Annotated in this window: 15 protein-coding genes; 5 read left to right on the forward strand and 10 right to left on the reverse strand. The window is 70.7% G+C overall.

The features are described 5' to 3' along the window. Position 1: 1 nt before the first annotated feature. Together PV762_RS23065 and PV762_RS23070 are read right to left on the reverse strand one after the other, a co-directional pair. The gene (locus tag PV762_RS23065; protein ID WP_421037324.1) at positions 2-349 is read right to left on the reverse strand and encodes an antibiotic biosynthesis monooxygenase family protein; all 348 of its coding nucleotides are present in this window, start codon (positions 347-349) and stop codon (positions 2-4) included. Further along, positions 346-1,383 carry a hypothetical protein gene (locus tag PV762_RS23070; RefSeq protein ID WP_421037325.1) on the reverse strand — a complete coding sequence of 346 codons (1,038 nt, stop codon included), beginning with the start codon at positions 1,381-1,383 and terminating at the stop codon, positions 346-348. Before PV762_RS23070 ends, PV762_RS23065 begins: the two co-directional genes overlap by 4 nt. Positions 1,384-1,434: 51 nt before the next feature. Between PV762_RS23070 and PV762_RS23075 the strand changes: the two genes are divergently transcribed. The 3 genes from PV762_RS23075 (at position 1,435) to PV762_RS23085 (ending at position 4,297) form a co-directional block, all read left to right on the forward strand. Further along, complete coding sequence (locus tag PV762_RS23075) at positions 1,435-2,142, forward strand: ArsR/SmtB family transcription factor (RefSeq protein WP_421037326.1); 708 nt, start codon at positions 1,435-1,437, stop codon at positions 2,140-2,142. Further along, on the forward strand, positions 2,139-2,936 hold the full coding sequence (locus tag PV762_RS23080; protein WP_421037327.1) for a DUF72 domain-containing protein: 798 nt from the start codon (positions 2,139-2,141) through the stop codon (positions 2,934-2,936). The genes PV762_RS23075 and PV762_RS23080 overlap by 4 nt, the downstream gene beginning before the upstream one ends. 164 nt (positions 2,937-3,100) lie before the next feature. Next, a complete protein-coding gene (locus PV762_RS23085) occupies positions 3,101-4,297 on the forward strand; it encodes a diguanylate cyclase (RefSeq protein ID WP_421037328.1) in 1,197 nt (398 codons plus the stop codon). 71 nt (positions 4,298-4,368) lie between these two features. Here the strand turns inward: PV762_RS23085 and PV762_RS23090 are convergent, their stop codons facing one another. Beyond that, complete coding sequence (locus PV762_RS23090; protein WP_421037329.1) at positions 4,369-4,683, reverse strand: DUF1801 domain-containing protein; 315 nt, start codon at positions 4,681-4,683, stop codon at positions 4,369-4,371. Positions 4,684-4,742: 59 nt separating this feature from the next. Between PV762_RS23090 and PV762_RS23095 the strand changes: the two genes are divergently transcribed. Beyond that, a complete protein-coding gene (locus PV762_RS23095; protein WP_421037330.1) occupies positions 4,743-5,858 on the forward strand; it encodes a calcium:proton antiporter in 1,116 nt (371 codons plus the stop codon). A 33-nt stretch (positions 5,859-5,891) separates the two neighbouring features. Here the strand turns inward: PV762_RS23095 and PV762_RS23100 are convergent, their stop codons facing one another. Continuing rightward, positions 5,892-7,019, reverse strand: coding sequence for a serine hydrolase domain-containing protein (locus PV762_RS23100; protein ID WP_421037331.1), 1,128 nt, complete (start codon positions 7,017-7,019; stop codon positions 5,892-5,894). Positions 7,020-7,194: 175 nt separating this feature from the next. Between PV762_RS23100 and PV762_RS23105 the strand changes: the two genes are divergently transcribed. Beyond that, positions 7,195-7,878 (forward strand): glutathione S-transferase family protein, encoded by a 684-nt coding sequence (locus PV762_RS23105; protein ID WP_421037332.1) that lies wholly within the window; start codon positions 7,195-7,197, stop codon positions 7,876-7,878. A 28-nt stretch (positions 7,879-7,906) separates the two neighbouring features. Here PV762_RS23105 and PV762_RS23110 read toward each other — a convergent pair whose 3' ends face one another. The 6 genes from PV762_RS23110 to PV762_RS23135 are packed head-to-tail and all read right to left on the reverse strand — an operon-like array spanning position 7,907 to position 14,038. Next, entirely contained in the window at positions 7,907-8,977 is a 1,071-nt protein-coding gene (locus PV762_RS23110) for an ABC transporter ATP-binding protein (protein WP_421037333.1), read from the reverse strand. A gap of 55 nt (positions 8,978-9,032) precedes the next feature. Further along, positions 9,033-9,905: an ABC transporter permease gene (locus tag PV762_RS23115; protein ID WP_421037334.1), complete on the reverse strand. Its 873-nt coding sequence runs from the start codon at positions 9,903-9,905 to the stop codon at positions 9,033-9,035. Beyond that, a complete protein-coding gene (locus PV762_RS23120; RefSeq protein ID WP_421037335.1) occupies positions 9,902-10,735 on the reverse strand; it encodes a hypothetical protein in 834 nt (277 codons plus the stop codon). Before PV762_RS23120 ends, PV762_RS23115 begins: the two co-directional genes overlap by 4 nt. Next, positions 10,732-11,706, reverse strand: coding sequence for an alkaline phosphatase family protein (locus PV762_RS23125; RefSeq protein WP_421037336.1), 975 nt, complete (start codon positions 11,704-11,706; stop codon positions 10,732-10,734). Before PV762_RS23125 ends, PV762_RS23120 begins: the two co-directional genes overlap by 4 nt. Next, the gene (locus PV762_RS23130; RefSeq protein WP_421037337.1) at positions 11,703-12,830 is read right to left on the reverse strand and encodes an ABC transporter substrate-binding protein; all 1,128 of its coding nucleotides are present in this window, start codon (positions 12,828-12,830) and stop codon (positions 11,703-11,705) included. The genes PV762_RS23125 and PV762_RS23130 overlap by 4 nt, the downstream gene beginning before the upstream one ends. Beyond that, positions 12,827-14,038 (reverse strand): alkaline phosphatase D family protein, encoded by a 1,212-nt coding sequence (locus tag PV762_RS23135; RefSeq protein ID WP_421037338.1) that lies wholly within the window; start codon positions 14,036-14,038, stop codon positions 12,827-12,829. The genes PV762_RS23130 and PV762_RS23135 overlap by 4 nt, the downstream gene beginning before the upstream one ends. Between the last annotated feature and the right edge of the window lie 4 nt (positions 14,039-14,042).

Raw genomic sequence — 14,042 nt, forward strand, 5'->3', positions numbered from 1 at the left:
CTCAAGCGCGGTGCCGTTCGCGGCTGTCCGCCGGCGCCTGTTCCCGCTCGGTCATGCCGTAGTCGCGCAGCACGGCAGCGACGCGCAGCCGGTAGTCGGCGAAGACACCCGCGCGGCCCTCCGATTGCGCGCCGCGATGCGCTTCGATGCGACGCCATTCGCGCACCGCCTCTTCGTCGCGCCAGAAGGACAGCGACAGCAGCTTGTCGGGATCGGTCAGGCTCTGGAAGCGCTCGATGCTCAGGAATCCGTCGACCTGCTGCAGCAGCGGCTTGAGTTCGGCCGCGAGTGCCAGATAGCGCTCGCGCCCCTCGGTGCTGGGAATGACTTCGAAGATGACGGCGATCATGGCTGGGGCTCCTTTTCCAGGTCGTGCAGGTCGTGCAGGTCGTCCGGGTCGGGCAAGTCGTTTAGGAACTGTGGAATGTCCATGTTGGGCAGCGACAGCGGCGCGGCGGGCTCCGGCCGACGGAGACGGGGCTGTGCCGAGAGCCAGGTCAACGCCGCGTGCACGCTCGTCAGTGCCAGGCCTTGCCCGGGGCAGCGATGGGCGCCGTCGCCGAAAGGGTGGTCGGTGCCAGCCAGCGGAACGCTCACCGGTGCAGCGGGTTCCTGCCGCACATCGAAGCGGCGGGTCACGCGAACGGCGCCGCCCTCGCGGGCGATGCGCTGCAGGTCCTCGCGCGAAGGCACCTGACCGAAGGCTCGGCCGGTTGACCGCCACTCGAGCATCGCGTGACCCAGCAGCGCGGCGCCGGCCTCGTGGCCCTGCCAGATCAGCGCCAGCCGGTTGGCGGTGAACGCCGCCCGGTCGGTCCATCGCGTCGGGGCCGCATGACGCAGCAAGGTGCACTGCAACGGCGCATCCGGCGAACGACGCTCCGCGTCGTCGAGCGCGTCCAGCAGTGCCGTCACCGCTTCGCCGCCCTGACGCACGGCATCGGCGTCGGCATCGGCGCCCAGGCCCGCGGCCATCGCGCGCAGGGCGGCATGCAGCCGCTGTTGCGCGTCGACATCGAGGATCTCGATGCCGAGCAGGCTCGCGACCGTCGACGCCGGCACGGCCCAGGACCAGTGCGACCAGCCGCCCGCCAGCGCGATCGCGGCCTGGCGTCGCGCGTGGGCGCGGATGTCGTCATCCGACAGCGCCGTCAGCGCACGCGTCAACGCCGTTTTCTCCGGAGGATGCGCGACATCGTCGCGCTGGCGAAGCCAACGCGCGAAGACGTCCGCCAGCGGTCCGCCGTGCGCGCGCAGCGGCGGTGGCAGCGGCTCGCCGGGTGGCCGCATGCGCAGCCCGGGATCGAGCAGCGGCGAATGGAAGGGACAGGTCGGCGGGGGCGGCAGCGGTGGCACGGGCGGTGGGGGCGGTGGGGTCGGCATGGGGGAATCTTCGCGATGGTTTGCCGGGAACGCTTCGCTTAGCATCGAAGCATGATTGACGCCCCCACCGCCGACGAGGCGCTGGCCCACATTGCCGCCAGCATGGCCGAGCCGGTGCGTGCGCGCATGCTGTGCTGCCTGATGGACGGCCACGCGCGCACGGCGACCGAACTGGCCGCCGTCGGCGACGTCGCCGCGTCGACGGCCAGCGCGCATCTGGCCAAGCTGCTGGGACAGGGCCTGGTCGGCTGCATGGCGCAGGGCAAGCACCGCTACTACCGGCTGGCCGGGCCGGAGGTCGGCCAGGCGCTGGAGGCGATGCTGGTGCTGGCCGGCCTGCCGCGGCCGCGCTTCGAGCCCAGCACCCCGCCCGCGCTGCGACAGGCGCGTCGCTGCTACGACCATCTCGCCGGCCACTGGGGCGTGCGACTGCACGACCACGCGCTGCGCCTGCACTGGATGACGCCGGACCCCGACGAGGTCCGCGGCTATCGCTTCACCGACGCGGGCCTGGACGCGCTGCGCGGGCTCGGCGTCGACGTGGCGGCTGCCGCCGGCGCGCGCCGCCGCCGCCTGGCCTGCGCCTGCATGGACTGGAGCGAGCGGCGTCCGCACCTGGGTGGCGCGCTCGGCGCCGCATGGCTGCAGGCGATGCTCACGCAGGGCTGGCTGGACCCCGACCCCGACAGCCGCGCATTGCGCGTCACGCGCCGCGGACAGACCCGACTCGACCGACTTCTGGAGGACACGACGACATGAGCACCTCGATCCACGTGGGCATCGGCGGCTGGAACTTCGAGCCTTGGCGCGAGACCTTCTATCCCAAGGACCTGCCCGCCTCGCGCGAGCTGGAATACGCCAGTCGCCAGCTGAGCGCCATCGAGGTCAACGGCACCTATTACGCCACCTTCAAGCCGGCCACGTTCGCCAAGTGGCGCGACACCGCGCCGGAGGGCTTCGTGTTCTCGCTCAAGGCCAACCGTTTCGCGACCAACCGGCGCGTGCTGGCCGAGGCCGGCGAGTCGGTCACGCGCTTCGTCGACAGCGGCGTCGCCGAACTCGGTCCCAAGCTCGGGCCCATCGTGTGGCAGTTCGCGACCACCAAGCGCTTCGATCCGGTCGACTTCGGCGCCTTCCTGAAGCTGCTGCCGAAGGCGTCCGCGGGCGTCCCGCTGCGGCACGCGCTCGACGTCCGCCACGAAAGCTTCCGCTCGCCGGAGTTCCTGGCGATGGCGCGCGATCACGGTGCCGGTGTCGTCTTCACCGAATCCGACGACTATCCGCCGATTCCCGACCTCACCACCGACTTCGTCTACACGCGGGTGATGCGGACGCGGTCGGAGCTCGTCACCGGGGTGACGGAGGAGGAACTCGACGGCCTCGCCGCCAGCGCGTCACGCTGGGAGTCGGGCGGCCAGCCCGATCGTCTGCCGCTGGTCGAGACCGACCGCACGCCGCCCAAGCGGGCGCGCGACGTGTTCGTGTTCTTCATCAGCGGCGCGAAGGAACGCGCGCCCGCCGCCGCGATGGCACTGATCGAACGCCTGTCCTGATCGTCGGTGCTGAGCGTCGGCCCTGAGCGTCGGCCCTGTGCCGACGGACGGACGGCCGGCGCCGGCCGGACTCCCATGAGCAACTCGGTCTGACGCGTCTGTAACGGGCAACGCCTGTGATGTAGGGGGGCACCGACGGGGCGTCGTCACTACACTTCTGCGTCATGGCGTCCATCCACATCCCCACGCTGATGTTGGCGCTGCTGAGCGGATTCGCGATGCTCGGCGTGCAGCTGTGGGCGGCGCAGCGCAGCCGGTTGCATTACCTGGATCTCGGCGTGTGGACCTGGGGCTCGTGGACGCTGCTGTTCGGCTTCGTGGGGCTGGCGTCGCGCCTGGTGCTGCCGATCTGGTTCTCCGCGCTGGTCGGCAACGGGCTGATCGCGCTGGGCCTGGTGTTCTACAACGAGGCGATCCATCGTCATGTGCTGGGACGTTCGCTGCCGCGATGGATGTGGTGGGCCGGACCGGCGGTGGCCTGGGGGCTGACCGCGTGGATGCTGACCTGGCCGCTGGCGCTGCGCACCAGCGCGATCTCGCTGGTCTTCGCGCTGCTCCTGCTGCCGGCGATCTGCCTGCTGCTGGGGCCGGGATGGCGCGGCGAGGCCTCGCTGCGCGCCGTCGGCGTCACCCTGGTGGCGGCCGCCGCGAGCCTGATGCTGCGCAGCGTGCATGCGCTGACGAATCCGGACGAGTACCAGGACCTGATGCAGGGCAGCCTCGGCCAGGGGCTGACCTTCCTGTTCAGCTTCATCTGCCTGATCGGCGCGGGCTTCGGATTCGTGCTCGCCAACTTCGAGCGCATCGCGCGGCGCATGGAGGAGGTCGCCTCCATGGACGGGCTCACCGGCTGCCTCAACCGCATGACCGCCGACGCGCTGCTGCGGCACGAACTGGAACGCGGCCGGCGCGAAGGCTCGCCGCTGGCGTTCGTCCTGCTGGACCTGGACCATTTCAAGGACGTCAACGACTGCCACGGGCATCACGCCGGGGATGACGCGCTGCGCGCCTTTGCCGCGGAGGTCCGGGCCCGGCTGCGCGCGTCGGACGTCGTGGGCCGCTGGGGCGGCGAGGAATTCGGACTCGTGCTGCCGGCCACCGACGGATCGGGCGCGAGAAGCCTGGTCGAGCAGATCCGGGAAGCGGTGGCGACGCTGCAGCTGTGCGACGGCGACGGCCGCGCCTTCACGCTGACGGTGTCGGCGGGCATCGCGGTGGCGGAGCCGGGCGGTCAGCTCACGGCCGACCAGCTGTTCATGCGGGCCGACCGCGCGCTGTATCGCGCCAAGGACGGCGGTCGCAACAACGTGCAGGTGCACGACAGCGGCTTGGAGTTGGGGACGGAGTCTCCCGTCGGCTGAGGCGCAGACGGCTTGGGCGGCTTGGGCGGCTTGGGCGGCCTGGACGGCGTCGAGGGCGCCATGCCGGCACCTCAGCAGTTCTCGTACTTCCAGTTCCGGCGCTTGCCTTCGGCGAGCCACTCGACGGCCTGCGCCAGCCGACGCTCGCGCGTCTCGGCCTTCTTGGCCTCGCCGTGCCAGAAGCCGATCGAGCAATGCGCGTTGAAGGCGGCCATGCTGGTCAGGATCTTGGCGCGGTAGGTGAAGTTGGGGAAGCCCCACTTGATCGTCTCGACGACGTCGGGGCAGTGCGTGTGGACGGCCGCGCGCCAGTGGCGCAGGAGGTCCCGTGCGAACGGGGCGGCGCGCTCGATGTAGGCGTCGACGCGGGGATCGAGGGTCGGCATGGTGGGCGTAGCCTAGCGCGTCCGCGGTCGCCCGACCATCGTGGTCTATGCTCGGACGCATGACTGCGAAGCGCTCCAACTCCCTCCTTGCCCGCCTGCCCGCGGCCCTACCCCTCTGGTCGCTGGCGGCGCCGCTGGCCGCGGTCCTCGCGCTGGCGGGCCTGACGGCCGGCGCCAATTCGACGCTGGTGCTGGGCGTGGTGAGCGTGCTGCTGATCGCCGCGGTGCTGGCGGCGGTGCATCACGCCGAGGTCGTCGCGCACCGCGTGGGCGAGCCCTACGGCTCGCTGGTGCTGGCGGTGGCGGTGACCATCATCGAGGTGGCGCTGATCGTGTCGCTGATGCTGGCCGGCGGCGAGTCGACCAATGCGCTGGCGCGGGACACGGTGTTCTCCGCGATCATGATCGTGTGCAACGGCGTGCTGGGGCTGTGCATCCTGGTCGGCGGCTGGAAGCATCAGGAGCTGGCCTTCCGCGTCGAGGGCACGAGCCCGACGCTGGCGGTGCTGGCCGCGCTGTCGGTGCTGACGCTGGTGCTGCCGGCGTTCACGACGAGTTCCGCCGGCCCGACCTTCACCACCACGCAGCTGCTGTTCGCGGGCGGCGTGTCGCTGGTGCTCTACGGCGCTTTTGTGTTCGTGCAGGCGGTGCGGCACCGCGACTACTTCCTGCCGGTGACTGGCGTCGACGATCAGGACGCGCACGCGGCCCCGCCGAGCTGGCGCGTGGCCGGCACCAGCCTGGCGCTGCTGCTGGTGTGCCTGGTCGGTGTCGTGGGCCTGGCCAAGCTGCTGGCGCCGACGATCGAGCGCGGCGTGCAGGCGATCGGCGCGCCGCCGTCGCTGGTGGGCGTGATCGTGGCGATGCTGGTGCTGCTGCCGGAGACGGTGGCGGCGGTGCGCGCGGCGCTGCACAACCGTCTGCAGACCAGCCTGAACCTCGCGCTGGGCTCGGGGCTGGCGAGCATCGGCTTGACGATCCCGACGGTGGCGGTGCTGTCGCCGCTGTTCCCGCACTCGCTGGTGCTGGGGCTGACGCCGCTGAGCATGGTGCTGCTGTTCCTGACCTTCATCGTCGGCGGCCTGACGCTGGGCGGCGGTCGCGCGACCGTGCTGCAGGGCGCGGTCCACATGGTGGTGTTCGTGGTGTTCCTGTTCCTGGCGGTGTTCCCGTGATGCCGTGACGCCGTGAGGCGGCGCCTGGCGTGCTCAGCGCATCCATCCCGACGCCTTCGGACCGTACTCCCACATGAACGGCACACCCGTCTCGCCGAGCACGCGTCGCACGATCGCCGGATAGAGCCGTTCGGCCATGACGTCGTTGGACAGCAGCACGACGCAGGCGCGGCGGCGTTCGACGCACACCATCGTGTTGCCGGTCTGGTCGTCGTGGCCGCCCTTGAAGTAGCCGCGCCCCTGGGGTCCGTCGAACACGACGACGCCGAGTCCGGCCGCGAGGTCCGCCCGCCGCTGCGATGCAGGCAGTTCCTGCTGCACGGTCGGGAACTGCGAGGCGGTAGTGATCGGCGCCTGCGGTCGCGTCATCTCCGCGCGGCTGCGCGAAGAGAGCCCGTCGCCGCGCGCGAGTCCGGCAGCGAAGCGCGCGAAGTCGTCGATCGTCGTGTCCATCGACCCCGCGGCACGCACCCGGCTGCGGGGATCGTGCGGGACCCAGCGACGAGCCTCCGTCACGCCGTCCGCCAGATTCATGGCGAAGTCCTCGCGCCACTTCATGGCCGTCATCGTCATGCCGAATCGGTCGAACACGCGGCGCTGCATCTCCTGGCCGAGATCCAGCTTCAGCCGCCCCTGTTCGAGCACGAACTGCAGCAGGATCAAACCCTCGCCGGAATACGCGTAGCGACTGCCCGGATCGAAGTGGAAGCGCAGCTTGCCGTCCGGTTCCAGGAACGCGAAGTTGCCGAAACCGCCGCGATGCGAGAGCAGCAGCCGCGGCGTCAGGGCCCGCCAGCGCTCGTCGCCGCGCAGGTCCGGCCAGGGGCCATAGCGCGAGTCCTTCGGATAGTCCGGCAGCGGTCGGTCCAGCAAGGTCGCAATCGAGGCGTCGAGATCGACCTGGCCCTCATCGACAAGCTGCAGGACCGTGTAGGCGAAAACCGCTTTGGTGAGCGAGGCGCCGTACATCACCGTGCCGGTCTGAAGCGCCTGGCCCTCGGCGTTGCGATGGCCGTAAGTGCGCACGGCCCGGATCTGACCGTCTTCGATCACCGCGATCGCCAGGCCCTTCACATCGCCCGAGGTGATGACCGCCCGGATCAACGATTCCGCGCCCTCAGGGTCGTCTGCCGTCGCTGCGGCGATCGCCGGTGCGGTCACAGAGACGATCGGCGCGGTTGGTTCTTGAGCGCAGCCGCTCAGCGCCGCGAACGCCGCGATCGATGTGATGAACCGGCCTGGCGCGCGGGAGATGAGCCCGGCCAAGGATGCGGCGATGCCCCGCGGGCGTTGCGATAAGCTTTCTCTCACGGCAATCTCCCTTCAGGTGAATGACATGGCGTTGAGCCTCCATTTCCATCCGCTGTCGTCGTTCTGCCACAAGGCGTTGATCGCCTTGAACGAACTCGATGTCGAGGTCGAGCGTTGTTTCCTCAATCTCGGCGACCCCGCGCAACGCGCCGAGTTTCTCGCACGTTGGCCGACGGGCAAGATGCCGCTGCTGGTCGACGGGGACAAGGTCGTTCCCGAGACCAGCGTGATCATCGAGTACCTCGCGCGGCGCCATGCGCGGCCGGACCAGCAACTGGTGCCGACCGACGGCGACGCGGCGCTGGAGGTCCGGCTGATGGATCGGTTGTTCGATCTCTACGTGATGCAGCCGATGCAGGCCATCGTCGGGGACCGGCTGCGCGCGGAGGAGGACCGCGATCCAATCGCCGTCACCAAGGCGCGCGACACGCTGTCGATGGCGTACGGGATGCTCGATGAGCGTCTGGCCGACCGCGATTGGGCCGCCGGCGAGCACTTCAGCATGGCCGATTGTGCGGCGGCACCGTCGCTGTTCTACGCGACCACCCTGGTGCCGCTCGGCCCCTCGCATCCACGGCTCGCAGCGTACTTCTCGCGGCTGATGCAACGCCCGTCGGTCGTGCGCACGCTCGACGAGGCACGGCCGTTCTTCAAGTTCTATCCGTATCGGGAAGCGCTGCCGACGGAGTACCGTCCGCAGGACGTCTGAGGTCGTCGGACGCCGCCAGACGCCAGGGCTACTCCTCGATCCACCGCAGCGCCGGCTCGGCGATCGCGATCTGCAGTGGGCTACCGGGCGCGAGTTCGGCGTCCTCATGTCGCCGCCACATCGTCAGCGTCTGGCCGCCCGGGCCTTCCAGCTCGCAGGCCACGCGCTGCTGTCCCGGATAACTGGCCCGCAGCGTCGCCGTGAAGCGCAGCGCCTCGCAGGACGCCTCGCCGCTTGCTCGGCCGTCGGCGTGGTCGTCGGCAAGCACCAGCGTTTCCACCGGCGCGATCCAGTGGCCCGTGTCGCGGCGCCAGGCGCCGTCCAGCGTCCGCGCCTCCAGACGATTGAAGATGCCCAGGAAGTCCGCCACCCGGCGGTTCGCCGGCGCCCGTCGCAGCTCGCGCGGTGAGGCGCATTGCGCGATGACGCCGTCGAACATGACCGCCACCCGGTCGGCGATCTCGAAGGCCTCTTCGCGGTCGTGCGTGACGATTGCGCAGCTCTGGCCGAGCTCGCGCTGCAGCTGCCGGAACTGTCGTCGCAGCGGCAGCCGGAAATGCTCGTCGAGCGCCGAGAACGGCTCGTCCATGAGCAGCAGCATCGGCCGTGTCGCCAGCGCGCGAGCAAGCGCCACGCGTTGCCGCTGCCCGCCCGACAGCGCCTGCGGCAGGCGGTCCGCCAACGCGCGCAGATCAATGAGGTCCAACAATTCGTCGGCCCGCGTGTCGGCGAGCGAGGGCTCCTCGCCGCGCGCCAGCGGGCCGAAACGGATGTTCTCCCGTACCGACAGGTTGGGGAAGAGCGCGTAGTGCTGGAACACCATGCCGATGTCGCGCAGCTGCGGCGGGAGCGTCTGCACCTCCTGGCCGGACATCGAGATCGTTCCCCGGTCCAGGCGCTGCAGGCCGGCGATCGACCGCAGCAGCGTCGTCTTGCCGCAGCCGGAAGCGCCCAGCAGCGCGACGACTTCGCCGCGCGCGAGCGTCAGGTCGATGCCGCGGAGCACCGGTCGGCCGCCCAGCGCGAGCTCCGCGCCGCGGACCGCGAGCTGCGCCGGCGTGTCGTCATCGAGGGAAGGCGAAGGAGCGATCGATGTCATCGGGCGGAGATCGTTGAAGTGGGGCGGGCGTGCGAGATCTTGGCGAGGCGCGCGTTCATCGGTTCTGCGCTGCCGACGTCCAGCGGCGGGTGAGCGCGGCCACCGCCGCGACCACCGCGCCGACGCCGGCGAAGGCCAGCATCATCAGCGCCGCGGCCTGGTGACCGTTGGCGTTGCGCAGGCTGTTCATCAGCGGTTGCAGCAACTCCACCTGTCCGCCGAGCAGCAGGTTCGCGATCGCGAATTCCATCGCCGCCGTGACCCACGCGAGCAGGAATGCGGCCAACAAGGCCGGCGCCAGCATCGGCAGCAGCACGCGCCGCACGGTGTGCCCGTCGCTCGCGCCGAGCGTCCGGCCGGCTTCGATCAGCGAGGCGGCATTCAGCTGCGCCAGCGCGGATTGAAGCGTCTTGTGGATCAGCGGGAACAGCGTCGGCGCGACCACCGCGACATAGACCAGCGGGAGCGGCAGCCAGCCGCCCCAGCGCCCGACGAAAAGCTCCAGCGCGCTGATGGCGATTACCACCGGGGCGATCGCGAAGGGCAGCAACGCGACGAGGTCCAGCGTGCGCTGCAGCCGCCGCGCGGCCGGACCGTCGTCGAGTTGCGCTGCGAGCGCCGCGGGGATCGTCGCCAGCGCGCCGCAGACCAGCGCCAGCGTCGCGCTCGACAAGGCGAGCAGGGTGGTGCGGATCACCGCTCCTTGCACGCGCGGATCGGCGAGGGCTTCGACGACCCAGCGCAGCGTCGGATCCTCCGGCCACCAGTGGCGGTCCCATCGCCCGGTGAGGCCGTAGACCAGCAGGGCCGCCATCGGCACGAGCACCACGACCAACAGCGCGGTCAGCGCGGCCGCCGAGAGCAGCGGCCGGTGCATGATGCCGTTCGAAGTCGAAGTCGAAGTCGTCGACCGGGAGACCGCGTTCATGCGCGACCTTTCCGGAGCCGAGCGGCCAGCCAGCGCGTCAGACCGATCACCACCGCGAGCATCACGAACAGGAGGAGCGCCAGCAGCGCTGACAGCTCGGGCTGCGCAAAGATGTCGCCGCTCACGAGCGAGGCGATGCGGACCGCGAGCACGTGCGCGGCTGTGCCGCTCAATGCGAACGGCGTGGCGAAGGCCGCCGCTGCGTTGGCGAAGAGCAGACCGAAGACTTCCACCAGGCTGGGCAGCATCAACGGCAGCCCGACGCGCCGCCAGTACAGCACCGGCCCCGCGCCGAGCGTGGCCGCCGCGTCCTGGAGCGAGCCGTCCAGCATCTTCACCGGCGCGATGAGCAGCAGCGTCGCCAGCGGCGCCTGGAAGCAGACGTAGGCGAGCAGCAGGCCGTCGAGTCCTTGCAGATCGACCCACGGCGCGAGGCCTGCGGCCTGCATCGCCGCCGTCACGACGCCCTGCGCGCCGAAGAGCAGCAGCAGCGCCACCGCGAGCGGCACGCCGGAGAAGTTGGCGCCGAGGCTGGCAAGAAGCGTCACCGACGACTCGAGACGAGGGAGACGCAGCAGCGCGATGGCCGCGCCGAGTCCGACGATCAGCCCGATCGCCGCCGACAGCGCGCTCAGCCACAGGGTGTTCCAGGCCGCTTCGAGGTAGTAGCCGTCGGCGGTCAGCTCGCCGATCGCGCAGCCGTTGCCCTGGCCGACGCAGTCGACGAGCAGTGCGATCGCACGCCAGCCGAAGGGCAGCAGCAGGGCCGCCGCCGTCAGCAGCAGCAAGGGACCGGCGAGCCGCGTGGCGGTCCGCGCATTCAGGCTCATGCCGTCGCGCCTCCTGGCGCCGGGGCAATGCCCAGCCTCTCCAGGATCCATCCCGCGATGTCCGTCTGCTGCTCCGGCAGCGCCAGACCCACCGCGCCGTCGTGCGGCACCCAGACCAGCGGCACCTCGCGCTCGACCGGCAGCGGGCCGCCGTGCATGCGATCGGCTTTCATGCCGTGATCGCTGGTCATCAGCAGGTCGAAGCCCTCGGCGTGCCAGCGCGGCAGCAACTGTGCAAGCAGCATGTCGAGCTTGCGCGCGCTCATCGCGTACGGCGTCGATTCGCCGCCGTGCATATGGCCCGCGAGGTCCGGTCCCATCGGATGGATGAACAGCAGCGACGGCCCCTGCACCGGCAGGTGCGCACGGCGCAGCGATTCGGCGTCGGCGAGCAGGTGGCTATCCGGATAGTCGTCTTCCCAGTACCAGCGCGCCGCCTGCAGGCCGCAGCCCGTCGGCACGGCATCGCGATGGCGCAGCGGGTCGAAGATCTCGCCCGCCAGCAGTTCGTAGAACCAGTGGTACGCGGCGATCGCGGCCGGAATGCCTTGCGCGTCCAGCTGCTGGAACAGGTGGTGCGAGAGCGCCTGTCCGGCCTGGCCGTTGCCGAGGATGCCGTGCGTCAACGGCGGCTCGCCGTTGATCACCGTCGCGTACAGCGGGCGCGACAGGCTCGGCAGCTCGCAGCGCAGCGAGCGCCACTGCGCGCGACCCGCCTCGTTGAGCGCCTGCAGGTAGCCCATGTAGTCGCGCGCGGTGTCGGCGCGCAGACCGTCGGCCAGCAGCACGACGAGCTTGCGCGCGGGATCCGCGGCCTGCGCAATCGCGGCAGCAGCCTCTGCCGCCGCGTCCAGCGACGACGAGGACGCCGGCAGGACGGCAGCCGGTGCGGCGGAGGTGGCACCTGCCGTGGAGGTGGGTGTGTCGGCACTGGTCGAGGCGCCGGGAAGCGGGGCGGCGTTCTGGCTCATCGCGCGGCTCCCAGCACGTCCCGCTGCCACGCGCGCGGCAGCTTCTTGACCTCTTCCGTCCAGAGGGCGGGCTTCAGCGCGCGCGCCTTCGCGTACTGCGCTTCAGGTACCAGCAGCGCCTTCAGGTCGGCCGGCAGCGGCAGCTGCGCGATCCGGATCGGCCGAGCGTGGCCGCGCGCGAGGTTCATCTGCCCCGCGTCGCTGAAGATGTATTCCCTCGCCAGCATCGCCGCATTCGGATGCGGCGCCCAGCGGTTGAGAATGGTCGTGTAGCCGCTGGTGACCGAACCGTCGGACGGGATCAGCACCTCGTAGTCCGCCGCGTTCGGCAGCTTCGCCCGGTAGGACAGGGCGTTGAAGTCCCACAGCAGGAAGACGTCGGCCTCGGCGCGTTCCATCAGCGCGGGCGTGGCGTTGGTGCCGATCAGCCGCTTGTCCTTGGCGATCTGCGCGAACGCGGCCAGCGCCGGCTGCAGCGTCGTCTCGTCGCCGCCCAGCGCCACCGCGGCGGCCAGCACCGCCGCGTTCGACTGCGCCGCGCGGCCGACTTCGCCGATCATCACGCGCGCCTTGGACGCGAACAGCGCCTGCCAGCTCCGCGGCACGTCCTTCAGCCGCTTGCGGTTGACCGCGAACGCGATCGTGCCCGTGTACGCCAGCGCCCAATGCCCCTCGGCGTCCTTGGCCCAGTCCGGGATCTGCGCCCAGGTCGTCGGCTTGTACGGCTGCGTGATGCCGCGCGCCTTCGCGATCGCGCCGAACTCGAAACCGACGTCGCCCAGGTCCGCGCTCGCGTTGGACTTCTCGGCCTCGATCTTGGCGATCTCCTCGGCGCTGCTCATGTCGGTGTCGACATGGGCCAGCCCGTAGAGCCGCTGCAGGTCGGCCCAGGTCGCGCGCCAGTTGGCCCAGTCGTCGGGCATGCCCAGGCTGTGCACGCGGCCTTCCTTGCGCGCGGCAGTCATCAGCGCGTCCAGCGCCGCCGAGGCCGGCTGGCCGCCTTGGGCCGCCTGGGCGAGGGCGTCAAACGCAAAAAGCCCGAACGAGGCGGGCAGGGTGGCGGGCACCAGGGCAGGCAGCGAAGCGGGCAGGGTCCGCAGCAGGCTGCGTCGGGACAGGGTCATGCGGTCTTCTCCTTTTCAGGGAAACGCAGGCCCGACAGCGTCAGTTCCTTCGTCACCTTGGCCTTTCCGTTCACGTCGCACAGCGCGAAGCGCAGGCGGAGATCATCCTCCCCTTCGGTGACAGGCTCGACATCGAGCAGGCCGAAGTTGAGTTCCGCCATGACCGCGGAGCGCCGGTTGCGGTTGGGCGTGGGGATGTCCCAGACCTCGGTCAGGCCGCTGGAGGTCGCGTCCCACAGCGGATAGCCGCCGGCGACGTCGATGCTGGACATCTCCGCGTAATGCATGTCGCCGCTGAGGAAGACGACGCCTTCCGCGCGCGTGGTCCGGATCAGCTCGACCAGGCGCGCGCGTTCGCGCGGGAAGTTGGCCCAGCCTTCCCAGCCGCTGCCGTCCGCCGCGAACTGCACGCTGGAACCGATCAGCCGCACGTCGGCCGGAACGCGCAGCTGTTCCTCCAGCCACGCCCACTGCGTCTCGCCGAGCAGCGTCGCCCCGGGCCGTGTGTCGGGCACGTACCAGCCCGTCATCGGCTGTCCGCTGAGCTTGGCCCGCAGCACCATCGCGGCGTAGCTCGACTTCAGCGACGGATCCGCCGTCAGCATCGTGCGGTTGAAGCGCAGGTCCGGCAGGATCACCTGGATGCGCCGGCCGAAGGCCTCGTAGACGTAGCTCTGGTAGATCCCGTCCGCGCGGCGGCGCGGCGAGTCCGCCGGCTCGTTCCACGCATCGCAGAACAGCTGCTGCGACAGCTGCTTGAGCGGGTAGTCCGCGCCTTCGTCGTCGTCGCCGAAGTCGTGGTCGTCCCAGATCGCGACGTGGCGCGTCGAGCGCCGGAACGCCTGCAGCGGCTCGACCGCCATGAACTCGGCGTAGCGCTGACGGAGCGTGGCCTCGTCGCGCGCGTCGGCGTACAGGTTGTCGCCGAGGAAGACGAACAGGTCCGGCTTCGCCGCCCCGATCGCGCGCCAGATCGGCTGCGGCTTGGACTGCTTCGCGCAGGAGCCGAAGGCGATGCGGAAGCGACGGGGCGCCTTTGCATCGACCTTCGTGGCCTGCTCGACCACCGCGGTCGCCGGGTCCGCTGTCGCGCAGCCCACCAGGGGCACCGCGATCGGCACCGCCAGCGAGCCCGCCAGCAGCCGCCGGCGCGTCAGCCGCCCGCCCGCGTCCGCGAGCCCCTTCACGTCATCGACGTCCCCGGCCATGGCC

The sequence above is a fragment of the Mitsuaria sp. CC2 genome (genome assembly GCF_048957715.1).
GTDB lineage: Bacteria > Pseudomonadota > Gammaproteobacteria > Burkholderiales > Burkholderiaceae_C > Roseateles.